This is a genomic window from Rahnella sp. ChDrAdgB13 (assembly GCF_017655185.1).
In the GTDB taxonomy this organism is placed as follows: Bacteria; Pseudomonadota; Gammaproteobacteria; order Enterobacterales; family Enterobacteriaceae; genus Rahnella; species Rahnella contaminans.
The window spans coordinates 19234-43922 of sequence record NZ_JAEMGT010000044.1 but is presented as its reverse complement, the minus strand read 5'-3'; the positions used below and the strand labels follow the sequence as shown (position 1 = coordinate 43922).

Annotated in this window: 19 protein-coding genes; 11 read left to right on the top strand and 8 right to left on the bottom strand. The window is 54.6% G+C overall.

Annotated elements, in window-relative coordinates:
- Nucleotides 1-171: 171 nt before the first annotated feature.
- Entirely contained in the window at nucleotides 172-1572 is a 1401-nt protein-coding gene (gene sthA, locus J8X26_RS14185) for a Si-specific NAD(P)(+) transhydrogenase (RefSeq protein ID WP_152325046.1), read from the top strand.
- Here the strand turns inward: sthA and oxyR are convergent.
- Nucleotides 1555-2478 carry a DNA-binding transcriptional regulator OxyR gene (gene oxyR / locus J8X26_RS14180; RefSeq protein ID WP_152325045.1) on the bottom strand — a complete coding sequence of 308 codons (924 nt, stop codon included), beginning with the start codon at nucleotides 2476-2478 and terminating at the stop codon, nucleotides 1555-1557. The two genes, sthA and oxyR, sit on opposite strands and share 18 nt — an antisense overlap.
- Before the next feature lie 160 nt (nucleotides 2479-2638).
- On the opposite strand from oxyR, the gene J8X26_RS14175 reads away from it, so the two are divergent.
- The 6 genes from J8X26_RS14175 (at nucleotide 2639) to J8X26_RS14150 (ending at nucleotide 8793) form a co-directional block, all read left to right on the top strand.
- Nucleotides 2639-3400 (top strand): glutathione peroxidase, encoded by a 762-nt coding sequence (locus J8X26_RS14175; protein WP_208951175.1) that lies wholly within the window; start codon nucleotides 2639-2641, stop codon nucleotides 3398-3400.
- Between the two features lie 189 nt (nucleotides 3401-3589).
- Nucleotides 3590-4612 carry a LacI family DNA-binding transcriptional regulator gene (locus J8X26_RS14170; RefSeq protein ID WP_208951174.1) on the top strand — a complete coding sequence of 341 codons (1023 nt, stop codon included), beginning with the start codon at nucleotides 3590-3592 and terminating at the stop codon, nucleotides 4610-4612.
- Between the two features lie 114 nt (nucleotides 4613-4726).
- Nucleotides 4727-6112: a Sapep family Mn(2+)-dependent dipeptidase gene (locus J8X26_RS14165; protein ID WP_208951173.1), complete on the top strand. Its 1386-nt coding sequence runs from the start codon at nucleotides 4727-4729 to the stop codon at nucleotides 6110-6112.
- Between the two features lie 6 nt (nucleotides 6113-6118).
- Nucleotides 6119-6439, top strand: coding sequence for a PTS fructose transporter subunit IIB (locus J8X26_RS14160; protein ID WP_152325041.1), 321 nt, complete (start codon nucleotides 6119-6121; stop codon nucleotides 6437-6439).
- Nucleotides 6440-6475: 36 nt separating this feature from the next.
- Nucleotides 6476-7711: a PTS fructose transporter subunit IIC gene (locus tag J8X26_RS14155; RefSeq protein ID WP_208951172.1), complete on the top strand. Its 1236-nt coding sequence runs from the start codon at nucleotides 6476-6478 to the stop codon at nucleotides 7709-7711.
- A gap of 14 nt (nucleotides 7712-7725) precedes the next feature.
- Complete coding sequence (locus J8X26_RS14150; protein ID WP_208951171.1) at nucleotides 7726-8793, top strand: aminopeptidase P family protein; 1068 nt, start codon at nucleotides 7726-7728, stop codon at nucleotides 8791-8793.
- A gap of 41 nt (nucleotides 8794-8834) precedes the next feature.
- Here J8X26_RS14150 and argH read toward each other — a convergent pair whose 3' ends face one another.
- The 3 genes from argH to argC all read right to left on the bottom strand — a co-directional run bounded on the left by argH (nucleotide 8835) and on the right by argC (nucleotide 12203).
- Nucleotides 8835-10211 carry an argininosuccinate lyase gene (argH, locus tag J8X26_RS14145; RefSeq protein WP_152325039.1) on the bottom strand — a complete coding sequence of 459 codons (1377 nt, stop codon included), beginning with the start codon at nucleotides 10209-10211 and terminating at the stop codon, nucleotides 8835-8837.
- A gap of 83 nt (nucleotides 10212-10294) precedes the next feature.
- Nucleotides 10295-11068 carry an acetylglutamate kinase gene (argB, locus tag J8X26_RS14140; protein ID WP_152325038.1) on the bottom strand — a complete coding sequence of 258 codons (774 nt, stop codon included), beginning with the start codon at nucleotides 11066-11068 and terminating at the stop codon, nucleotides 10295-10297.
- A gap of 130 nt (nucleotides 11069-11198) precedes the next feature.
- Nucleotides 11199-12203 carry an N-acetyl-gamma-glutamyl-phosphate reductase gene (argC, locus tag J8X26_RS14135; RefSeq protein WP_165062034.1) on the bottom strand — a complete coding sequence of 335 codons (1005 nt, stop codon included), beginning with the start codon at nucleotides 12201-12203 and terminating at the stop codon, nucleotides 11199-11201.
- Nucleotides 12204-12338: 135 nt separating this feature from the next.
- Here argC and argE point away from each other — a divergent pair, with 135 nt between their 5' ends.
- Nucleotides 12339-13490: an acetylornithine deacetylase gene (gene argE / locus J8X26_RS14130; protein WP_165062032.1), complete on the top strand. Its 1152-nt coding sequence runs from the start codon at nucleotides 12339-12341 to the stop codon at nucleotides 13488-13490.
- A 288-nt stretch (nucleotides 13491-13778) separates the two neighbouring features.
- Entirely contained in the window at nucleotides 13779-16424 is a 2646-nt protein-coding gene (ppc, locus tag J8X26_RS14125; RefSeq protein WP_208951170.1) for a phosphoenolpyruvate carboxylase, read from the top strand.
- Nucleotides 16425-16506: 82 nt separating this feature from the next.
- Here the strand turns inward: ppc and metF are convergent, their stop codons facing one another.
- The 3 genes from metF to metB all read right to left on the bottom strand — a co-directional run bounded on the left by metF (nucleotide 16507) and on the right by metB (nucleotide 21255).
- On the bottom strand, nucleotides 16507-17415 hold the full coding sequence (gene metF, locus J8X26_RS14120) for a methylenetetrahydrofolate reductase (protein ID WP_152325034.1): 909 nt from the start codon (nucleotides 17413-17415) through the stop codon (nucleotides 16507-16509).
- 241 nt (nucleotides 17416-17656) lie between these two features.
- Complete coding sequence (locus tag J8X26_RS14115) at nucleotides 17657-20092, bottom strand: bifunctional aspartate kinase/homoserine dehydrogenase II (protein WP_152325033.1); 2436 nt, start codon at nucleotides 20090-20092, stop codon at nucleotides 17657-17659.
- A 2-nt stretch (nucleotides 20093-20094) separates the two neighbouring features.
- Nucleotides 20095-21255 carry a cystathionine gamma-synthase gene (metB, locus tag J8X26_RS14110; RefSeq protein WP_152325032.1) on the bottom strand — a complete coding sequence of 387 codons (1161 nt, stop codon included), beginning with the start codon at nucleotides 21253-21255 and terminating at the stop codon, nucleotides 20095-20097.
- A 329-nt stretch (nucleotides 21256-21584) separates the two neighbouring features.
- Here metB and metJ point away from each other — a divergent pair, with 329 nt between their 5' ends.
- Nucleotides 21585-21902 carry a met regulon transcriptional regulator MetJ gene (gene metJ, locus J8X26_RS14105; protein WP_004392248.1) on the top strand — a complete coding sequence of 106 codons (318 nt, stop codon included), beginning with the start codon at nucleotides 21585-21587 and terminating at the stop codon, nucleotides 21900-21902.
- A gap of 169 nt (nucleotides 21903-22071) precedes the next feature.
- On the opposite strand, the gene rpmE is transcribed toward metJ, so the two are convergent.
- A complete protein-coding gene (rpmE, locus tag J8X26_RS14100; protein WP_152325030.1) occupies nucleotides 22072-22284 on the bottom strand; it encodes a 50S ribosomal protein L31 in 213 nt (70 codons plus the stop codon).
- Between the two features lie 200 nt (nucleotides 22285-22484).
- Here rpmE and priA point away from each other — a divergent pair, with 200 nt between their 5' ends.
- Nucleotides 22485-24680, top strand: a complete 2196-nt coding sequence (gene priA, locus J8X26_RS14095; protein ID WP_152325029.1) for a primosomal protein N' — start codon at nucleotides 22485-22487, stop codon at nucleotides 24678-24680.
- Nucleotides 24681-24689: the final 9 nt, after the last annotated feature.

Sequence of the window (24689 nt, the reverse complement as noted above, 5' to 3'; positions counted from 1 at the left end):
CGTTATAGCTTCACTATACCAAAATTTTTACCGGGCGGAGCCATAGATACCACAGCATAAAGTGGGTCAGAATGTTGCCGTATTACCATTAAATGACAACTGCATGTGGGGTAATTAGGTGTAATATGTTACTTTCTCGTTGTGATTTTGTATAAAAATAGGTTTCGAACTATGCCACAGCACTCACATTTTGATGCCATCATCATTGGCTCAGGCCCTGGCGGAGAAGGCGCCGCGATGGGACTGGTTAAACAAGGCGCCCGGGTTGCTGTCATCGAACGCTATAACAACGTCGGTGGCGGATGTACTCACTGGGGAACCATCCCTTCCAAAGCATTGCGTCACGCCGTCAGCAGAATCATCGAATTTAACCAAAACCCGCTCTACAGTGATAACTCCCGCACCCTGAGCTCCAGTTTCCCGGATATTTTGCGTCATGCAGATTCCGTCATTAATCAGCAAACCCGCATGCGTCAGGGTTTCTACGAAAGAAACCAATGCCAGCTGTTCTCCGGCGACGCCAGTTTTGTCGATGCCAATACCATCAACATCCGCTACGCCGATAACACGCACGAACAAATCACCGCCGACAACATCGTGATTGCCTGTGGTTCGCGCCCTTACCGTCCGGCCAACGTCGATTTTGGTCATCCGCGCATTTATGACAGCGACCTGATCCTCGAACTGAGCCACGAACCCCGCCACGTCATCATTTATGGCGCGGGCGTTATCGGCTGCGAATATGCCTCTATCTTCCGCGGTCTGAACGTAAAAGTGGACTTAATCAACACCCGTGACCGGTTGCTGTCTTTCCTCGATCAGGAAATGTCAGACGCGTTGTCTTATCACTTCTGGAATAACGGTGTGGTTATCCGCCACAACGAAGAATTCGAGATGATTGAAGGCGTGGAAGACGGCGTGATCATGCACCTGAAATCCGGTAAGAAAGTGAAAGCTGACGCGCTGTTGTACGCTAACGGACGCACCGGTAACACTGACAAACTGGGTCTGGAAAATATTGGTCTTGAAGCCGACAGCCGCGGTTTGCTCAAAGTAAACAGCATGTATCAGACGGCTTTGTCGCATATTTATGCCGTCGGCGACGTCATTGGCTATCCGAGTCTGGCTTCAGCGGCTTACGATCAGGGCCGCATTGCCGCACAGGCGATGATTCAGGGGGAAGCGAAAGTGCATCTGATCGAAAACATTCCGACCGGCATTTATACCATTCCTGAAATCAGCTCCGTCGGCAAAACCGAGCAGGAACTGACGTCCATGAAGGTGCCTTACGAAGTGGGCCGCGCGCAGTTTAAGCATCTGGCACGCGCGCAAATCGCCGGAATGAATGTGGGGAGCCTCAAGCTGCTGTTCCATCGTGATACCAAAGAAATTCTGGGTATTCACTGCTTTGGAGAGCGCGCCGCCGAGATTATTCACATCGGCCAGGCAATCATGGAACAGAAAGGCGAAGGCAATACTATCGAGTATTTCGTTAATACCACCTTCAACTATCCGACCATGGCAGAAGCTTATCGCGTAGCGGCACTGAACGGATTAAACCGCCTTTTTTAAGCCCGCAGCTTTATCCATATAAGGTTGCATGTGCTCTTTGATGGCTTCAGCCAGTTGTTCATAGCGCCCACGCAGTGGCGAACCGGGACGATATACCAGCGCGATCGTGCGACGGGGTTCCGGTTTGTCACACGTCAGATACGTGACACCATCGCGGCTGCGCTCATTCGGCACGGCCAGCGAAGGCAGCAAGGTAATGCCACTTCCCGCCGCTACCATATTACGCAGCGTTTCCAGACTGGTTGCGCGGAAATGCGTATCTTCGTCCGCCCCTGCCTGGAAGCAAAAACCGAGCGCCTGATCGCGCAGACAATGTCCGTCTTCCAGCATCAGCAGTTTTTCACCCGCCAGATCTGCCATCGCCACGCGATCGCGTGATGCCCACGGATGATCGTCGTAGATCGCCAGTTTCATCGGCTCATCAAACAGCGGCACTTCAATAAAAGCTTCGCTTTCTTTGACCAGCGCCAGAATTGCGCAATCGAGCTTCCCGCTGTCGAGCTGAGCCAGTAACTGATGGGTTTGCGCTTCGTGCAGATACATTTCGAGTTTAGGGAATGTTTTATGCAGTGAAGGAATGATTTGCGGCAACAGATAAGGCCCGACGGTAGGAATTAGCCCGATATGCATCGGCCCGGACATCGCTTCGCCCTGCTGGCTGGCCATCTCTTTGAGGACTTTCACTTCACGCAGCACCGTGCGCGCCTGATCCACCAGCAGTAAACCGGCTTGTGTGAACAGCACCTTACGACTGGTTCTTTCAAGCAGCATCACGCCCAGTTCATCTTCCAGCTTACGGATTTGCCCGCTTAACGTCGGCTGGCTGACATGGCAGGAATCTGCTGCACGACGAAAATGGCGGAACTCTGCCAGTGCCACAAGATACTCTAAATCACGAATGTTCATTTTTCCTCCAGTCCCTATAAGGCAATGCGATAGCCGATAACGATAGATAAGATAGCAATCAACGATTATATCTATCAACCATTATCGTGAATAATGCCTTTCAACGAAACGGCAATGCCGAAAATAATTCATATTCTATCGATTAATTAAGAGGTTATTCATGTTTGCAAGCCAGGAAGGGAAACACGTACCGCACGTTACTTTTCACACCCGCCAGGGCGATCAGTGGGTAGATCTCAGCACCGATGAATTGTTCAAAAACAAAACAGTGATTGTCTTTTCACTGCCGGGTGCATTTACCCCGACCTGTTCTTCAAGCCATCTGCCGCGTTACAACGAACTGGCACCGGTGTTCAGACAACACGGCGTCGACAGCATTCTGTGCGTCTCTGTTAACGACACGTTCGTCATGAATGCCTGGAAATCAGAACAGAAGGCATCGAACATTACCTTTATTCCGGACGGCAACGGTGAATTCACCAAAGGCATGGACATGCTGGTCGAGAAAGCGGATTTAGGTTTCGGCCCGCGTTCATGGCGTTATTCCATGCTGGTACGTAACGGCGTGGTCGAGAAAATGTTCGTTGAGCCAAACAAGCCGGGCGACCCGTTTGAAGTGTCAGATGCAGACACAATGCTGAAATACCTGGCACCCGAATACAAAGTGCAGGAATCGGTTTCCGTATTCACCAAACCGGGCTGCCCGTTCTGTGCCAAAGCCAAACAGATGTTGCAGGAACGCGGTATTCAGTATGAAGAAGTCGTACTGGGCAAAGACGCCACCACCGTCAGCCTGCGCGCTGTCACCGGCCGTGCGACCGTGCCGCAAGTCTTTATTGGTGGGCGCCACATCGGCGGAAGCGACGATCTGGACGTTTACCTGCATTCAGAAACACAAGAAGTGTGCGAAGTTGCACAATAAGCTTCACCGGAAACAGCTGTAAGAAGTAAGACGATAATCCCTGCATTACCAACAAAAAAGCAAAGTTAGACTACGTGAACTTTCGGCGGGCTTAGTGCCCGCCATTTTTTGTTTCTGCGATCTCAGCCCGTTTTTTCCCGACCTTCTCCTGCAACACTTTGCGGTCAATTTATTCCGTATGGCAGGACGATGACGGCGCAAAAGCCCCGCACAAAAATCACTCAGCAGGATGTCGCGCGTCTGGCAGGCGTTTCCGTTGCTGCGGTTTCGCTGGTGCTTGGCGGCAAAGGACGGATATCCCCCGAAGGCGTGGAGCGTATTTATCAGGCCATCGATCAGCTCGGTTACCGTTTACCGGCCACACCGTCAGTCGCACCTTTCACACGAACGGGCATTCTGCTTTCACCAGATTGCGCTTTCGCCGCCGGTTTACTCCCCGAATTGTCCTGTGCGCTGCAACAAACCGGCTTCACACTTATCCCGGGCTACGCAGACACCTCAACGCTTCTGGAGCACGCCGCGCAGCTTCTGGCGCAGGACGTGCGCGGGATTTTCGTCTGCGGGAAATTACTCAATGCGCAGCCTGATACTCTGAAAGCCCTGCATGCGCGGGCGACGGCGCGGCATGTGGCGCTGACCGGCGTCGGCACGCATTTCCATACCGGTCCGCTCGCGACAATTCATCCCGACAATGCGCTGGCCGCACACATGGCAACGGATGCGTTACTTCAACAACAGCACCAGAATATTGGTTATCTCGGCGGGGAAAATCATTCGCTGGTTCGCGCCGAGCGGCTGGGCGGCCTTTCGCTCGCGCTCGGGAAAGCCGGTCTGGCGTTTTCCGCATCGTTAAGTCAGCCCTGTGCAGCGACATTTGACGACAGCTTCCGCGCAGTCACTCAGCTCATTAAACAAAGCCCCAAAATTTCCGCGATCCTTTGCGACAACCCGACGGTATTACTGGCCGCGCATCACGCACTGGCCGAAGGTTTGCAAACCTCCCGATGGCGGCTGTTCTCGCGGCGCATCGCTCTGGCTGGTTTCGGCGAGTGCGAACATTCCCTGAAACTGGCTTTGCCTCTGGTTGCCACACGTCATACCGAGATGGCGACACGGGCAGTTGAATGCCTGCATGCGCAGCTGGCCGGAGAGTCATTATTGCCTGACGACCCGCGTCTGAAGGTATCTCCGGCGTTTCTCGCTTCTGCTTAAAAAAACCGGCGAAAAATTTTACCCGTTTTATTTATCAATTCTGAACCCTGCCTTTTGACGGTTTTTCCGCCAGCCCCAATGCTGTGAGCATTGTTTTTCGGATGGTTAACGTCAATGACTGACTTCGCAGCGCATGCCCGGGATCGGGCGCAGCATTTTCTCACCTTACTCGCCCAGTGGGTGGCGATCCCTTCGCCGTTCGACGCTGCCAGCCTACAGCCGGATGCGCCTTTTGGCCGCGGCGTTGCCGACGCGCTCGGCTGGTGGCAAAAACTCGGCGACGACGCCGGGCTGAACACACTCAATGTCGACAACCACGCCGTGCATATTGAATACGGCAGCGGCGAGGAAATCGTGTATGTCTTTGGTCACGCTGACGTGGTTCCCGCCGGTGACGGCTGGCATTTTCCGCCGTATCAGCTCTCGCGGCTGGGCGACAATCTGATCGGTCGCGGCGTCGTGGATGACAAAGGCCCGATGATTGCCGCCTGGCTGGCGCTGGATATTCTGCGTGAACTGAATCTTCCTCTCTCACGCCGCATCCGGCTGGTGGCGGGCGGCAACGAAGAGAGTGGTTTCCGCTGCATTCGCCGCTATTTTGAATCGCAGCCGCAACCTGCTTTTGCTTTTACGCCGGACGGAAAATTCCCGGTGATTTACGGCGAAAAAGGCTCTTTGCTGGTCACGCTGACGTCCCCGGTTGAACAGCCTGGTTTGACCGTGTCCTGCGGCAGCGTGCTGAACACCATCCCTGACGTCGCCCGGCTGAACGGATTGTCGCTCTCCTCTGGCGGCTGGACGTTACCCGACGGTTTTACGTTGCTGGCCGAACCGGGACAAATTAATCACTGGCAGCTTTATGGTCGCGGCGGACACTCCTCAAAACCGGAGGCCTGCCTTAATCCGATTGCCGGTGCCGCGCAACTACTTCATCAACGTTTCAGCGCACGCTGGACACAACAACTTTGCGAAATCACCGCGCCGGAAACCGGCCAGAGCGGCGTGCAATTCGCGCTGGATACGCCGGGAGAATGCGGTCAGATCCTGCTGGTTCCCGTCGTACTGAACATCAAAAACGGGATGGTGTCGCTGACGCTGAACGTCCGTTATCCCGAAAACCTGACCCCGGAATACATCGCTGAACGGCTTACGCTCTGGAATCTCAGCTGGCCCGACAGCCGCATCAGCATTGAGCCGGTCAAATCACCGAGCCTTTATCCGCCGGACAGCGCGCTGGTGAAGACGTTGCACGAGATTTACACCCGTCATACCGGCGATACAAACCACCCGTCGCGCACCACCGGCGCAGGCAGTTACGCCAGCGCAATGCAAAACGCGGTGATTTTTGGCTGCGAATTTCCCGACGGCTCTTCCGGCAATACACACGGTGCGGACGAATACGGCAGCCTGAGCCGTTTTATCAGCGCCATCGGCATCTACGCCGAAGCCCTTTACCGGCTGGCAAATCTGCCCGCCGCTCCTTCCGATAACACGAGGTAATTCACGATGTCTGCAAAAAAACTGATTGCGCTGTGCGCCTGCCCGATGGGTCTTGCTCATACCTTTATGGCAGCCGAAGCCATTGAAGTCGCCGCCCGCCAGCGCGGTTATGACGTGAAAATTGAAACGCAGGGTGCCGACGGTATTCAGAACGAACTGACGGCAGAAGATATCGCGCAGGCCACAGTCATCATCCATGCCACCGGTATTACGCCGCAAAATATCGAGCGTTTTAACGGCGTCGAAGTGTATGAAGTTGAACTGAAAGATGCGGTGAAAAATGCCGGCGGACTGATTGATGAGATTGAGGCCGATCAGGCTCAGTGATCCCACTTTTGCTTTTTTAAGCGCGAGGAGTTTTCCGTGGCGATAAGAAAAAGAGTCATTAATACCGGTCACAGTCAGGCATCCGACACACCGCCTGCGGGGCCTGCAGGTAAAGGCCAGAGCTATGCCTGGAAAGAATTTAGCAAACACATCATGACCGGTATTTCCTACATGATCCCGGTGCTGATCATGGGCGGTCTGATTGGCGCGCTGTCGCAAATCATTCCTTATGTTTTTCTGGGAATGTCGCCGGACGAATCCATTATGGGTGCGCTCAACAGCGGGCGATACAGCGGCAGTTCGGTCTGGATGCTGCAAATCGCCAGCATCATGGAAAGCTTCGGTTTCACGCTTTTTGGCTTCGCCATTCCGATGTTCGCAGCATTTACCGCCAACTCCATCGGCGGAAAAACGGCGCTGGCGGCCGGGTTTATCGGTGGTTATGTCTCGATTAAACCTGTCGCCATTCCGGCTCTGATCAATGGTGAATGGGCCGCCGCTGCGCCGGTCGCTTCGGGCTTTCTGGGTGCTATCGTGATCGCGTTTGTGGTCGGGTATTTCGTCCGCTGGCTGAACAACACCATCAAACTGCCGCACAACTGGCTGGCGTTCAAAACCACATTTTTCATCCCGCTGATTTCCGCCATTGTCGCGATGTTACTGATGGTTTTCCTGATAACCCCAATCGGCGGCTGGCTGAACACGCTCATCCGTGAAGCGTTACAGGCCGCAGGCGCGGCGGGCACATATTTCTACGCCACCTTACTGGCAGCGGCGACGGCGTTTGATCTCGGCGGACCGGTGAACAAAGCCGCCGGGTTTGTGGCGCTCGGCTTTACGACGGAAAAAGTGTTGCCGATAACCGCGCGCTGTCTGGCGGTCGTTATTCCTTCGTTCGGCCTCGGGCTGTCTACGGTGATCGACAAATGGCTGGTCGGGCGGCGTGTTTACGATCGCCAGTTCAATCAGATTGGCCGCACCGCGATTTTCCTCGGTTTTATGGGGATTTCCGAAGGCTCGATTCCGTTTGCGCTGGAACGTCCGGGGTTTGTCATTCCGGTATACGTGGTGGGGGCAATTATCGGCGCGCTGCTCGGGGTTTCACTGGGTGCCGTGCAATGGTTCCCGGAATCCGCCATCTGGGCATGGCCGCTGATCAGCAACATTCCGGCCTACCTGATGGGTCTGGCGGGCGGATCGCTGTTTATCGCCGTGACCTGCGTGTTCTACCGTAACCGTTTAATCAAAAAAGGGCTGCTCGACGTCGCCTGAACCCGGAGAAAATAATGAGTCGTCAGCAACGTCTGGGCGTTCTGCGCCAGCTTATGCAGGAACAGCACCTACCCGCCGTGCTTCTGACCGACAGGTTCAGCAAGTACGCGGTAACAGAACTGTACAGCGCGTCGGGGTATGTGCTGGTTACGCCAGCCGACCTGTGGATCCTGGTCGATGGCCGCTACAGCGCCGAATGCCGGCAGAACAACCCGGACGTTGAGGTGCTGACGCTGACCGCCGAAAACCCGCTCGCGGATGTGATTAAACGGCTGATCCCCGGTAAACCGTTGTTTGCAGATGCCAGCCAGTTATCGCATCTTGCGTGGCAGGCGCTGGAAAAACAGTGCAACGTGACGCTGCAACACCGGGATATGTCGTTTTTGCGCGTGCATAAATATCCCGATGAAATCGCCAAAATACGTGAGGCTGCGGCGATTGCTGACCGCGCGCTGGAAAAGGTTATCCCGTTTATCAGGCCAGGTATCAGCGAAAAAACGCTGGCGGATCATCTCGAAATGGCGGTGAGACAAGCTGGCGGCAGTAAAACGTCGTTCGATACCGTGGTGGTTTCTGGCCTGCGCGGCGCGTTGCCACACGGGCGTCCGACCGATAAAAAGCTGATGACCGGTGAACTGGTGACGATAGATTTCGGCGCGGTGTATCAGCATTACTGTTCGGATATGACGCGCACTTTCGCGCTGGGCAACGTCAGCGCGGAACTGAAAGCAATTTACGACACGGTACTTCTCGCCCAGCAGTCCGCACGTGACGCCGTCAGGCCGGGAATTCGTTGTCAGGAACTTGATGCCGTGGCGCGCGATATTATTTCTGTGGCCGGATTTGGCGAGTACTTCAGCCACAATCTGGGGCACGGTTTAGGGCTGGATGTCCACGAAGCGCCGGCGCTCAGCCCGCAAAATGCGCAGCCGCTGGAACCGGGAATGATCATCACCATCGAGCCGGGAATTTATGTGCCGGGTCTGGGCGGCGTGAGAATTGAAGATGACGTGCTGGTGACGGAAACGGGCAGCGAGGTACTGACGCACAGCCCCCGGGCGTGGAAAGACATCTGTTTCTGAAGTAATTTTCTCCCCCTTCACAGGGGGAGAAGCCGGAAAGCTTAAAAACCTAAACGCGCTTTCGCGTCGGCAATGGCCTGCGCCACCTGCTGCGGAGAAACACCGCCTTTGGCCGCACGTTTATCAAGACAGGATTGCAGTTCGAGAATGGCGTAAACGTCATCGCCAATCACGCTGCTGAATTTCTGCAAATCCGCCAGCGGCAATTCTTCCAGCGCTTTGCCCTGATGAATCGCTTCGACCACCGCTTCACCCACAATATGGTGCGCTTCACGGAACGGCACGCCTTTGGCAACCAGATAATCCGCCAGTTCGGTAGAATTCGCGTAACCCTGCTGCGCGGCTTCTTTTGCACGCGGACGTTTCACCTGAATCCCGTCCAGTACCAGAGATGCCATGTTCAGGCAATCCAGCCAGGTATCGAGCGCGTCGAACAGCCCTTCTTTGTCTTCCTGCATGTCTTTGTTGTACGCCAGCGGCAGACCTTTCATGGTCATCATCATGCCGGTCAGTGCGCCCTGCACACGACCACATTTGCCACGGATCAGCTCCAGCGCATCCGGGTTTTTCTTCTGCGGCATCAGGGAAGAGCCGGACGTCACGCGGTCGGACAAATCAATAAACGCCGCTTCGCCGGTGTTGAAGAAAATCAGGTCTTCGGCGAAACGGGAAAGGTGAACCATGCTGATGGCGGCGTTGGACAACAGTTCCAGCACGTGGTCGCGGTCGGAAACGCTGTCGAGGCTGTTGCGGGTCGCTGAAGCAAAACCTAACCAGCCCGCCAGTTGCTCGCGATCCATCGGATACGCTGTACCGGCCAGTGCGCCACAACCCAGCGGGCTGACGTCCAGACGGGTCAGGGTATCTTTCAGGCGGCTTTCATCACGCGCCAGCATTTCCACATACGCCATGCACCAGTGCGCAAAAGTCACCGGCTGCGCGCGCTGCAGGTGGGTGTAACCCGGCATCACGGCGTCCTGATTGGCTTCGGCCGTCGCGACCAGCGCCTGTTGTAAATGATGTAACGCGTCGCCCAGTTCGACGACCTGCGCTTTACACCACAGTTTAATGTCGGTTGCGACCTGATCGTTACGGCTGCGGCCTGTGTGCAGTTTTTTGCCAAGATTGCCGACTTTATCGATAAGCTTGCCTTCGACCCAGCTGTGAATATCTTCAGCGTCGCTGGCTAAAATAGCGCGGGGATTGGCACGGACTTCTTCCAGCAAAACGGTCAGGGCTTCTTCCAGCTGGATTTGCTCGTCAGCAGTTAATACGTTGACGGTCACCAGCGCTTTGGACCAGGCAACCGAGCCCACGATATCCTGTTCTGCCAGCCGGTAATCGAAACGCAGTGAGTCATTGAGTTCTTTAAACCGCTGGTCTGCTGCCTGAGTAAAACGTCCGCCCCAAAGTGCCATTTTCCTGCTCCTGAATTAATTATGCAAAAGGGCGCACTATGCTGCGCCCTTGAAAAGCGTATACCGAATGCGCCGCCGTTGCGTTACGCCAGAATACGTGTGCCGATGGCGACGCCGTTAAACAGTGCCGGTAATTGTTCGGCGTGGCGCCAGCTGGCGATGTCCACCGGACGGCCTAGAGAACGTGCGGCGTCCAGCGCGGCGTGAACTTTGACGATCATTCCGTCGGTGATAATACCCTGCTCGATAAGCTGTTCGGCTTTCTCTGCACTCATTTCCGGAATGCGCTGGCCTTTGCCATCGAGAATGCCGCTGACATCAGATAGCAGGATCAGATCTGCACCCAGCGTGGCTGCCAGCGCCGTCGCTGCCTGATCCGCGTTAACGTTCATCAGCTCGCCCGCAGCGGTAATACCGATTGAGCTGACAATCGGCAGATAACCTGCACCATGCAGAGTGTTAATCAGCGCCGGATTGCCCGCTTCGGCTTTACCCACGAAGCCCAGAGATTCATCCAGCTGGGTTACGCTGACCGTACCGCCGTCTGCCAGAGACAGGCCAACGGCATTAATGTGGTTTTTCACCGCCCACGCCAGCAGGGTTTTGTTCGCGCTGCCCGCCAGTGCGCCGGTAATAATGTCAATCTGATCGGCCGGCGTCACACGCAGACCGGCTTTTTTCACGACAGGAAGATTCAGCTTTTTCATCAGCTCATCAACCAGGCAGCCGCCACCGTGAACGATCACCAGCGGGCGATGATATTCCTGACGATAAGCCACGACCGCCATGAACAGGCGCTCAAGTGCTTCTTCATTATCCAGCAACACACCACCTAACTTGATGACTAACGGATTCATAGCTGTTCGTGCCCCGACCGGTTGAGAATGTTAATTAATAACAATGCGTTTAATTTAATCTACCATCCCTGAACGTCTGAATAAACGCTCAGGGACGCGTGTTTTCTGTTTGCTGACAATCTGAGGATTGTTAAAGCAGGGATTGCGTTTCCGGGAAGCCAAAGCGGATATTCATGCACTGCACAGCCTGCGCGGACGCGCCTTTCAGCACGTTATCCTCCGTCGCCACCACAATCAGATGTTCGCCTTTCACCGCGAAGCCGATATCACAGAACGGCAGGCCGACCACGTCTTTCAGCGCCGGAACGCCCCTGGTGTACAGACGCACCAGCGGTTTGTCGTGATACGCATTGTGGAAAGCTTCTGCCACATCCTCCTCCGTCACACCTGCATTCAGACGGCATGTAATAGTCGCCAGAATACCGCGCGGGAAGTTACCCAGATGCGGCGTGAAAATCACCGGCACGCCAAGATGCTCGGCGATTTCCGGCTGATGGCGATGGCTAAAAAGTTTGTACGGCTGAAGGCTGACTTCACAGAAGCTGTTGCCCAGCGTGGCTTTGCGGCCTGCACCGCTGACGCCGCTGGTGGCGTTGATCACCGGCCACTGGCTGTCATTGAGCAAACCGTTTTCGATAAGCGGTTTCAGCGCCAGCTGAGAAGCGGTCGGGTAACAACCTGGCACAGCAATCAGCTGCGCATCTTTTAATTTGTCAGCCTGCCATTCGGCCAGGCCGTACACGGCTTTATCGAGCAAATCGAGATGCTGATGCTCGAAACCGTAGAATTCGGTGTAAAACTCAGGTTTGCTGACGCGGAAAGCTCCCGAGAGATCGAACACCACGCAACCCGCCGCCAGAAACTGCGGGGCCAGGTCATGGCTGACTTCATGCGCGGTCGCCAGAAACACCACATCGACACCTTTCGCTGCTTCCGCCACGTCTTTGAGCGGCAAAACAGGCAGATCGACGATGCCTTTCAATTGAGGGTGCAAATCGGAAAGCAATTTTCCTGCATCTGCACTTTGCGCTGAAACCGTTAAACCGGTTATGTTCATATGTGGGTGGCGGTTCAGATAGGCCGCGAGTTCGGCTCCGGCATAACCTGTGGCACCAACAATCAGCGTATTCAACATAGGGTCTGTTCACCTTCTCAATTTTGGGTAAGGAGCCGGATAATTATTCTGGTTTCCTTACGCACTGGCTTATTGTATTTTTATTCACAATTATTGCATGAATATGAATACTACCCTAACTAAAGGCTGTCAACAGTGAAGATGAAATTACCTCCTTTTATTGAGCTCTATCGGGCGTTAATCGCAACCCCTTCCATCAGCGCAACGGACGCTGCTTTGGACCAGAGCAATGAGACGCTAATCCATTTACTGGCAGGCTGGTTCGGTGATTTAGGCTTCAAAGTTGAAGTACAGCCCGTCCCAGGTACGCGCAATAAATTCAATATGTTAGCCAGTACCGGCGAAGGTGCCGGCGGCTTACTGCTGGCTGGTCACACCGACACCGTTCCGTTCGATGACGGACGCTGGACACGCGATCCTTTCACCCTCACCGAGCATGAAAATAAGCTCTATGGTTTGGGTACTGCCGACATGAAAGGTTTCTTCGCGTTTATCCTCGATTCACTGCGCGATGTTGATCTGACCAAACTGACTAAACCGCTGTATATTTTAGCGACGGCGGATGAAGAAACAACGATGGCCGGTGCCAGCTACTTTTCTAAAAATGCGAAAATTCGTCCGGACTGCGCAATCATCGGCGAACCGACCTCGTTGAAACCGGTTCGTGCGCACAAAGGTCATTTGTCGAATGCCATCCGCATCACCGGTCAGTCCGGCCATTCCAGCGATCCGTCGCGCGGCGTGAACGCCATCGAGCTGATGCACGAGTCGATTACCCATCTGATGACGCTGCGCAATACGCTGAAAACCCGTTACAACCACAGTGGTTTTGTGATCCCGTATCCGACCATGAACTTCGGTTATATCAACGGCGGCGACGCGCCAAACCGTATTTGCGCCTGCTGCGAGATGCACATGGATATTCGTCCGCTGCCGGGCCTGACACTGGCTGATATCAACGGTCTGCTCAACGAAGCGCTGGAGCCTGTCAGCCAGCGCTGGCCGGGCCGTCTAGCTATCGAAGAACTGCATCCGCCGATCCCGGGCTATGAATGCCCGCCGGATCACCCGCTGGTTCAGGTGGTCGAAAAGCTTCTGGGCGTGGAAACGGAAATCGTTAACTACTGCACCGAAGCGCCATTTATTCAGGAACTGTGTCCGACGCTGGTTCTGGGGCCGGGTTCTATCGATCAGGCGCACCAGCCAGATGAATATATTGATACCGCGTTCATAAAACCGACACGTGAGCTGATTTCTCAGGTCGTTCATCACTTCTGTTATCACTGATCCTGAATCAGGGTTGATGAAGAAACAATCAGGGCGCTTCCGGGCGCCCTTTGATACTGTACAAATGATGGATTAGCCAAACTGATATCGTCGCGGTTGTAATTAAATTTCAGCGACATCGCCAAAAAGACCATTTTTAACGTGAGTGATCGGGTGTTTTTGGGTTAAAACAGGTGCGGTATTTAAAAAGTATGGCCAGGTTGGCGGGTGAACGGGGCATGAATGCCTGACGGGTGAAAGTTATTTACAGAATATAAAAATCAAACGAGAGAACGGGTCAGAGGTGATATGAACGAACAATATTCCGCAATGCGAAGTAATGTCAGTATGTTAGGTAAATTGCTGGGCGACACGATCAAAGATACGTTGGGAGAACATATCCTGGATCGTGTTGAAAAAATCCGTAAGTTGTCCAAATCCTCACGTGCAGGAAATGATGCAGATCGTCAGGAATTGCTGTCAACGCTGCAAAATCTCTCGAATGATGAGTTGTTGCCCGTTGCCCGTGCTTTCAGCCAGTTCCTTAATCTAGCCAACGTAGCCGAGCAATATCACAGCATTTCGCCACACGGCGAGGCAGCCAGCAACCCTGAAGCTCTGGCACAATTGTTCGATCGTCTGAAATCCAAAAATCTCTCTGAACAACAATTGCGTGACGCCGTTGACCAGCTTTCTATCGAACTGGTGCTGACCGCACACCCGACGGAAATCGCCCGCCGCACGCTTATCCACAAACTGGTGGAAGTGAATAATTGCCTCAAACAACTCGACCATAACGATCTGGCCGATTACGAGCGCAAACAAATTATGCGCCGCCTGCGTCAGTTAATTGCGCAGTCATGGCACACCGACGAAATCCGTAAGAACCGCCCTTCTCCGGTTGATGAAGCCAAATGGGGTTTTGCGGTGGTCGAAAACAGCCTGTGGGAAGGCGTTCCTGCTTTCCTGCGTGAACTGAATGAGCAGCTTGATACATCACTGAATTACAAAATGCCGGTGGAAGCCGTGCCGGTGCGTTTCACTTCCTGGATGGGCGGCGACCGCGACGGTAACCCGAACGTGACTGCCGATATTACCCGCCACGTTCTGTTGCTGAGCCGCTGGAAAGCCACCGATCTGTTCCTGCGCGATGTCGCTGTGCTGGTTTCCGAACTCTCCATGACCGAATGTACGCCGGAACTTCGCGAGCGGGCCGGTGGCGCGGATATCCTCGAGCCGTACCGCGAAATCATGAAACAGCTGCGTACCCAGCTGACCACCACGCAGGTGTATCTCGAAGCCCGTCTGAAAGGCGAACGCGTTGCGCGTCCTCATGATTTGCTGGTGAAAAATGAACAACTCTGGGCACCGCTTTACGCCTGTTACCAGTCGCTGCTGGCCTGCAATATGGGCATCATCGCGAACGGTCAGTTGCTCGATACCCTGCGCCGCGTACGCTGTTTCGGCGTGCCGCTGGTGCGTATCGACGTGCGTCAGGAAAGTACCCGTCATACCGACGCGATCGCTGAAATTACCCGTTATCTGGGGCTGGGCGATTACGAAAGCTGGTCAGAATCCGACAAACAGGCATTCCTGATCCGCGAACTGAATTCACAACGCCCGTTGGTGCCACGCCACTGGGAACCGAGCGCCGATACCAAAGAAGTGCTCGATACCTGCCAGGTGATTGCAGAAGCGCCGGAAGGCTCTATCGCCGCTTATGTCATTTCCATGGCGCGTACGCCGTCTGACGTTCTGGCCGTGCATTTGCTGCTTAAAGAAGCCGGTTGTCCGTTCCCGATGCCGGTTGCGCCGCTGTTCGAAACGCTGGATGACCTCAATAACGCCGACGATGTAATGAAGCAATTGCTGAGCATCGACTGGTATCGCGGCTTCATTCAGGGCAAACAAATGGTGATGATTGGCTATTCCGACTCCGCGAAAGACGCGGGCGTGATGGCAGCTTCATGGGCGCAGTACCGCGCACAAGACGCATTGATCAAAACCTGTGAGAAAGCCGGTGTCGCGCTGACGCTCTTCCACGGACGCGGCGGTTCTATCGGCCGTGGCGGTGCGCCAGCGCAAGCTGCGCTGCTCTCTCAGCCGCCGGGCAGCCTGAAAGGTGGCCTGCGCGTGACCGAACAGGGCGAAATGATCCGCTTCAAATTTGGTCTGCCGGAAGTCACCATCAGCAGTCTGGCGCTGTATACCTCCGCCATTCTGGAAGCCAATCTGTTGCCACCGCCTGAGCCGAAAAAAGCCTGGGTGGACATCATGGAACAGCTGTCTGACGTTTCCTGCAAAATGTATCGTGGTTATATTCGCGAGAATAAAGACTTCGTGCCTTACTTCCGTGCGGCGACACCGGAGCAGGAACTGGCGAAACTGCCACTGGGCTCACGCCCCGCGAAACGTAAAGCCAACGGCGGCGTGGAAAGCTTGCGCGCGATTCCGTGGATCTTCGCCTGGACGCAAAACCGTCTGATGCTGCCAGCCTGGCTGGGCGCAGGTGCTGGTTTGCAGGCCGTTGTCGATGACGGGAAACGCGATGAGCTGGAAGCCATGTGCCACGACTGGCCATTCTTCTCTACGCGTATCGGTATGCTGGAAATGGTGTTCGCCAAGGCCGACCTGTGGCTGGCGGAATACTACGATCAGCGTCTGGTCGAAAAAGAACTGTGGCCGCTGGGCGCGAAACTGCGTGAGCAGCTGGCAGGCGATATCAAAGTGGTGCTGGCGATTTCCAACGACGATCATCTGATGGAAGATTTGCCGTGGATTGCTGAATCTATCGCATTGCGTAACGTCTACACCGACCCGCTGAACGTGCTTCAGGCTGAGTTGTTGCACCGTTCACGTGAGTTGGAAAAAGACGGTAAGCAGGATGCGAATGTCGAACAGGCCCTGATGGTAACCATCGCAGGCGTTGCGGCCGGTATGCGCAACACCGGTTAGTTCAGCCGTAAAGCCCAAAGAAAAACCCGCGAATTCGCGGGTTTTTTGCTTTCTGCATTCGGGACATTGTTTACTTATTTACTTAAGCACGAACCGGAACGGCGATGTCAGGGCGTACACCCAGCGTATGGCAAATTGCGTAGCTCATTTCAGCACGGTTCAGGGTGTAGAAATGGAAGTCCTTCACGCCTTCGCGGCTGAGGATTTTCACCATGTCCATCGCGATATTTGCGCCGACCATTTTGCGGGTTTCCGCATCATCGTCCAGCCCTTCAAACTGACTGTTCATCCAGTTCGGGACACGCACGTTAGTCATGGTGGCAAAACGCGTCAGCTGTTTGAAGTTGGAAACCGGCAGAATGCCCGGCACGATTTCAACATCAATGCCCTGACCCGCACAGCGGTCACGAAAACGAAGATAACTTTCTACGTCGAAGAAAAATTGTGTAATGGCACGGCTGGCGCCCGCGTCGATTTTACGCTTCAGGTTGATCAAATCTGCCTGTGCGCTTTTGGCTTCAGGGTGAACTTCCGGGTAAGCCGCCACGGAAATATCGAAATCACCCACTTCCTTCAGCAGATGCACCAGATCGGTGGCATACATATCCGGTTTACCGCCGCCCGCCGGTAAATCCCCGCGCAGCGCGACGATATGACGGATGCCGCTTTCCCAGTAATCCTTCGCAATCTGACGCAGTTCATCACGGCTGGCATCGATACAGGTCAGGTGCGGTGCCGCTTCCAGACCGGTGCGCTCTTTAATGCCTTTGATGATGCTGTGTGTGCGGTCACGCTCGCCGGAATTAGCACCGTAGGTCACGGACAAAAACTTAGGCTTAAGGCTGCTGAGACGGTCGATGGAGCTCCACAACGTATCTTCCATCTCGCTCGTGCGCGGCGGGAAAAACTCGAAAGAAACGTTAATCTGACCCTGCAACTCTGCCAGATTCTGGTTCAGCGCTTCGCGCTGGTTTGCGTGGAAAAAGCTCATAAACACTACCTCATGGATCACTGCGTTTTAATTATTGGCTTATATGGTAAGCGTCTAGACGTCTAAACGTATGGATAGACAATGGAGGAAGTGAGCAAAACTGTCAACTGCAAAAATGCATATGCATGTGATTAATCTTCACTCAAATTGAAAGAATTTCATGTTGGGGGAAAGTGCAGAGGAAGAGATGAGGATAAGTCTGTAAGCCCCCTTCCGGCAGTAGCCGGAAGGGGGTGGGTAATTAAAGCAACTGAGTCAACCGGTTAAGGTCAGATTGCAGTGCGCCAGCGGTAACATCACGCCCGGCACCCGGCCCGCGGATGACCAGCGGGTTGTCGCGATACCAGCGGCTTTCGATGGCAAAAACGTTATCGCATGGCAGCAACGCGGCCAGAGGATGGTCCTCTCGCACCGCTTCGACACCAACGCGCGCTTTACCGTTAGCATCGAAACGCGCCACATAACGCAGCACCAGACCCATTTCGCGGGCGGCTTCCAGACGTTGCAGCATTTGCTGGTTCAGCGCTTCGCCGTCCTCAAAGAACTGATCGACGGAACCCGTTTCACATCCGGCCGGCACCAGCGATTCCACACGGACCTGCGTCGGTTCGATTTCATAACCCGCTTCACGCGCCAGGATCACCAGTTTACGCATCACGTCCTGACCGGATAAATCATCACGCGGATCCGGCTCAGTCAGCCCCTGCTGCCACGCTAAATCCACCAGTTCGGTGAACGGCAGCGTGCCGTCAAATTGCAGGAACAGCCACGACAGGGTGCCGGAGAAAATCCCGCTAATGGCCAGAATGCTGTCGCCACTTTCGCGTAAATCGCGCACCGTATGGTTGACAGGCAAACCGGCGCCGACGGTGGCGTTATACAACCAGTGGCTGTCGGTTTTGGAAAACGCATCACGGATCTGACGGTATTTATGGGTATCCGACGCGCCCGCCAGTTTATTCGCGCTGATCACATGGAAACCGTAGCTGGCGAAATCCAGATACTGATCGGCCAGTTCTGCGCTCGCCGTGACATCCAGCACCACCAGATCATCATAAGGATGCGCACGCATCCACAGGAACAGCGATTCTTCGTCGTGTGTCTGAGACTCATCGTCGAAGAAGGCCAGCGCACGGCTGGCGTCCAGACCTTCGTAATTGAGCAGGCTGCGTTTGCTGTCGACCACACCGGCCAGCACAAATTCGAAACCGCTGCGGGCTGAAATATTCTTTTGTTCACGGGCAAACAGTTCCAGCCAGCGTGAACCGATATTGCCTTTACCAAACAGCATCAGACCAATTTGTTTTTCAGCGCGGAACAGGGTTTTGTGCAGCCCCTGAATCAGATGAGCGGTCGGGCCGACGCGCAGTACAGCCACCAGGCTGATGCCGTCTTCCGACTGCCAGATGAATTCGATCGGCTGATCTTTCATTTCCTGATAGAAACGGTGGCTGTGCAGCGGGTTTTTACACACGCCCGCACCGACCAGCGCTACCATTGCCAGCCCTTCACGCAGCGTCAGGCGCCCCGGTAATGCGGCATCTTCCAGCACCTGCAAGGCGCTGCCCGCCACTTCGGAGGTATAGCAAAATTGCAGCAGATTGCGGTCAGGATGCACGCCGGTACACAGCGGTTTGATCTGCGCACGCTTAAGCAGCAACTCAACATCTTTTTGTGCCAGCGCAAAATCATGCGCAGACGGAATAGCCATTTCGATCAGGCAAATATCATCGTGGCTGGTGACAATTTTTGCGCCCGTGCCGGAAGCCAGCACGCGTTCGATACGCGTCGAGCCCTGCTCCGGTTTGTAGCTACAGCGCAGCTGTAAATCGATATCGCTGCCGGAAACCGGCTGCAAAGTGCGGGTATGCAAGACCGGTGCGGCCAGACGCGCCAGTTCACTGGCTTCATCCAGACGCAGCAGCGGCAACAGGCAGGCATCTTTCACTTTACGGGGATCGGCGCTGTAAACCCCGGCGACGTCACTCCAGATGGTAACGCGGCTGGCGTTCGCCAGTGCGCCAATCTGGGTGGCGGAATAGTCGCTGCCATTACGGCCAAGCAGAACGGTTTCACCGGCGTCACTGCGGGCGATAAACCCGGTCACCACCAGATATTGCTGAGGATGCTGCGCGATAAGCTGTTGCAGGAGCGGATAAGAACGCCCTTCATCCACCTGCGGCTGAGCCGCGCGTTCAGCACGCAGAAATTCGCGCGCATCCAGCCAGGCGGCAGGCAGCTCCATTTTGCACAACACAGCAGACATCAGTCGTGCAGACCAGATTTCGCCATGACCGACGACTTCTGCGTAAACCGCATCGGTCATCTTGTCATCGAGCAAAACAGCCAGACGTTCGAGGTCATGAATAAAAGAAGCAATAAGCGGTTCTGCCATTTCCGGCGGAAGCAGGCCGGAAATCAAATCACTCTGATACCGGCGCAAGGCCTGCTGAACCTGATGCGCGGAAAGCCGGTCGGTCTGGCTCAGTTTCAGCCAGCTGATCAGCTGGTTGGTTGTGCTGCCCGCCGCCGACACCACCATCATGTCGCCCGGCTTTGCGTACTCAGCCATAATACCTGCGACGCGCAGATAACATTTCACGTCAGCCAGGCTGCTGCCACCAAATTTGTGCAACTGCCGGCTTCCCGCCGGCGCTGCAACCGCTATTGCATTCATACTTACCTCGTTGCCACTGACTGGAATGCGTGTTCCAGATCAGCAATCAAATCTTCGCTGTCTTCAAGACCTACAGAAATACGGAGCAAGCTGTCAGAAATCCCGGCGGCTTTACGCGCTTCCGGCGCCATGCCAGCGTGTGTCATGGTTGCCGTATGAGAAATCAGGCTTTCGACGCCTCCCAGTGATTCTGCGAGGGTAAATAACTTCAATTCTTTCAGGAAATGACGCAGCTGTGCTTCATCTCCGTTAAATTCAAAACTGATCATGGCCCCGAAGCCACGTTGCTGACGGCGGGCAATTTCATGCCCCTGGTTTTCCGGCAGCGACGGATGATACAGCTTTTTGACCTGCGACTGTTTTTGCAAATACGCCACAATCGCCAGCGCATTTTCCTGCTGTTGTTTTACGCGAACCGTCAACGTGCGCAGGCCACGCAACAGCAGATAGCTGTCAAATGCCGCGGCGGTCACACCAATATTGTTCGCCCACCACGCCAGTTCAGTTGCATGCTCTGCGGTCTTAGATATTACCGTACCGGCGACCACATCAGAATGCCCATTCAGATATTTCGTACAGGAATGTACAACTAAATCCGCCCCCAGCTTCAGCGGGTTTTGCAACGCCGGGCTCAGGAACGTGTTATCCACCACGGTTAGTGCGCCAGCCGCGTGAGACGCCGCACAAATCGCCTCGATATCGACCACGCGCAGCAGCGGGTTGCTGGGGGATTCAATCAGCACCAGTTTTGGTTTTTCCTTCAGCGCTTCGGCCAGCGCCTGCGGGTCACCCTGATCGACAAACAGCACGCGGTAAGCACCGCGCTTGCTCAGGCTGTCGAACAGACGGTAGCTGCCGCCGTAGCAATCGTGCGGCGCAACCAGCAAATCACCAGGTTTGAGAAACACCGTACACACCAGATGGATTGCGGACATCCCGCTGCTGGTGAGCACCGCGCCCGCTCCGCCTTCCAGATCGGCCAGCGCACGCTGAGCGATATCACGCGTCGGATTTCCGCGGCGTGAATAGTCATGGGCTCTCGGCTGATTGAAATCTTCAAAGTTGTAAGTGCTGGAAAGGGCGATAGGCGGAACTACACAACCATATTGCTGATCATTGTTCAGGCCACTGCCCACGGCAATGGTGGCTTGCTTGTGCGTCATAGTCGTTTCTTCCTGACGAAATGCGGAGGATGAGGGTGTAAAGAGTAACGCCCGGAATTATAGACGTCAATACATCTGGACATCTAAACTTCTTTGCGTATAGATTGAGCAACAGGGCAATAACCGCTAAAATTATGACGTTAATGAAGATGTCCGGCAGATCCGTTGCGTGAAGCAATTAAGCGCAAGGCGACAAAATGAACAATGCCGCAGGGCAAATCGTGAGGTATCCCTGTAAAATGACGACATTTATTTAGTGAGAACAGTGAAAATCGGGCATAATCACGCGGTTTTCAGTATTTTATTTTTTGATAAATTTAAGGTGTCCCATGGCTGAGTGGAACGGCGAATATGTCAGCCCTTACGCTGAACACGGTAAGAAAAGTGAGCAAGTTAAGAAAATCACGGTATCCATTCCGCTGAAAGTCCTGAAAATTCTCACCGATGAACGCACCCGTCGTCAGGTGAATAACCTGCGTCATGCGACTAACAGTGAATTATTGTGTGAAGCTTTCCTGCATGCGTTCACCGGTCAGCCTTTGCCGAATGACGAAGACCTGCGTAAAGAACGCAGTGACGAAATCCCGGAAGCGGCGAAGATCCTGATGCGTGAACTGGGTGTTGATCCTGATACCTGGGAATATTGAGAAACGCTGAGATTTTCTGACAGCCCTGTGCAATTCATTGTGCGGGCTTTTGACGAGCGGGCGATCAATATAACGTTTTGAATCACTGAAGGTTTTGTCTGGCGGGAAGTGAAACGACAGGCAACAAAAAAGGCGCCAAAGGCGCCTTTTTTTGCTCTCAAGCGTAAGCTTATTTGCTGCTTGGAACGCTGAAACGCTTGTTGAAGCGGTCAACGCGGCCACCGGTAGCGACTTCACGTTGCTTACCAGTGTAGAACGGGTGACATTCGCCACAAACGTCCAGGTTCAGATCGTGACCCACAGTTGAGTGAGTTTTGATTACGTTACCGCATGAGCAAGATGCAGTAACTTCTACGTATTTAGGGTGAATACCTTTTTTCATGGAAAACCTCTTCTTAAGGCCGCGTCGCTATCCAACCCTGTTCCGTCAGACACCACGCGTAGTGGATGATAGGCTTTAGTACGAAATGCACTAAAGGCGGCGAATCATACAGAATCTCTGAGAACCGCGCAATGATGTTCATGCATTTCGAAAGACACAGTGTACACTATCTCGTCATTTTTTTATAGTCTGGACCCACAATGCCTGTTGCCCACGTCGCGTTACCTGTTCCACTTGCCCGTACTTTCGATTACCTCCTGCCGCCTGGATTGCAGGTTTCTCAGGGTTGTCGGGTCAGTGTACCTTTCGGTAAACGCGACGCCATTGGCATCGTGACGCGCGTCAGCGACTCGAGCGAATTTGGCCTGGATAAGCTGAAACCCGTGCGTGAAGTCCTCGACTCTTCCAGCCTGTTCACGCCCGATCTGTGGCGCATCCTGCTCTGGGCTGCCGACTATTATCATTTCCCGATTGGCGAAGTGTTGTTTCACGCACTGCCGGTGTTGTTACGTCAGGGAAAACCCGCTGAACTGACGCCGCTCTGGCAATGGTTTGCCACCGAACAGGGGCGCGCCACGCCGCTCGACAGCCTGAAACGTGCGCCGAAACAGCAACAGGCGATGGCGGCACTGATCCAAAAACCGCTGTATCGCCATCAGGTTGCTGACCTCGATCTGACCGACACTGCTTTGCAGGCACTACGGGCGAAAGGGCTGACAGATTTACGCAGCATCGCGCCTGCCACACAAGACTGGCGCAAAGATTTCTCCGTCGTGGGCGAACGCCTGCGCCTGAATACCGAACAAGCCACCGCTGTCGGAGCCATCCGCAGTGAAGATCAGCAGTTTTCTGCCTGGCTGCTGGCCGGGGTAACCGGTTCGGGTAAAACCGAAGTGTATCTGAGCGTGCTGGAAAATATTCTTGCGCAGGGCAGTCAGGCGCTGGTGATGGTGCCGGAAATCGGTCTGACCCCGCAAACCATCGCGCGTTTTCGCGAACGTTTCAGCGCGCCGGTCGATGTTTTGCATTCCGGTCTCAACGACAGCGAGCGACTTTCAGTGTGGCTGCGGGCGCGTAATGGCGAAGCCGGAATTGTGATCGGCACGCGCTCGTCGCTGTTCACGCCATTTGCACGTCTGGGCGTTATCATTATCGATGAAGAACACGACAGCTCTTATAAGCAGCAGGAAGGCTGGCGGTATCACGCGCGGGATCTCGCGGTGTATCGCGCCCACGCGGAAAACATCCCCATTATTATGGGCTCGGCAACGCCTGCGCTGGAAACGCTGCACAACGTGGAACTGGGCAAATATCGCCAGCTGAAGCTGACCAAGCGTGCCGGTAACGCCAAACTCGCGCGGCAAAATTTGCTGGATTTAAAAGGGTTGCAGCTGAAAGTCGGGCTTTCCCAGCCGCTGATCCAGCGCATGCAGGAACATCTTAAAGCCGACAATCAGGTCATGCTGTTCCTCAACCGCCGCGGCTATGCGCCTGCCCTGCTCTGCCACGAATGCGGATGGATTGCTGAGTGTCAGCGCTGCGACCACTATTACACGCTGCATCAGAACCAGCGCCAGTTACGCTGCCACCATTGCGACAGCCAGCGTGCCGTGCCGCATCAGTGCCCGCATTGCGGTTCGACGCAGCTGGTGTCAGTCGGCGTCGGCACCGAGCAACTGGAAAACGAGCTGGCACCGTTGTTCCCCGATACGCCAATCACCCGAATAGACCGCGACACCACCAGCCGTAAAGGTTCGCTGGAACAGCATCTGAACGAAGTCCATCGTGGTGGCGCGCGTATTCTTATCGGCACGCAAATGCTGGCGAAAGGCCACCATTTCCCGGATGTCACGCTGGTCTCGCTGCTGGACGTTGACGGCGCGCTGTTCTCGGCGGATTTCCGTTCAGCAGAACGTTTTGCCCAGCTTTATACTCAGGTTTCAGGCCGTGCCGGTCGTGCAGGCAAACAAGGTGAAGTGGTTCTGCAAACGCATCATCCTGAACATCCGCTGTTGCAGGTTCTGTTGCAGCAAGGCTACGACGAATTCGCAAAACAGACGCTTGCCGAGCGCAAGAGCGTCTTTCTGCCGCCTTACACCAGCCACATTATGATCCGCTCAGAAGACCACGATAATCAGCAGTCGGCGCTGTTCCTGCAACAGTTGCGAAATCTGCTGGAATCCAGCCCGCTTAAAGATGATTCGTTGTGGATTTTGGGGCCGGTGCCCGCTCTGGCGGCCAAGCGCAACGGACGTTTCCGCTGGCAGCTCTTATTGCAGCATCCTTCCCGCCGCGTTTTGCAGCATCTGATCAAAAGTTCTCAACCGCTGATTACCAGCCTGCCGCAGGCTAAAAAAGTGAAATGGACGCTGGATGTCGATCCGATCGATAGCTAATCCGCATAA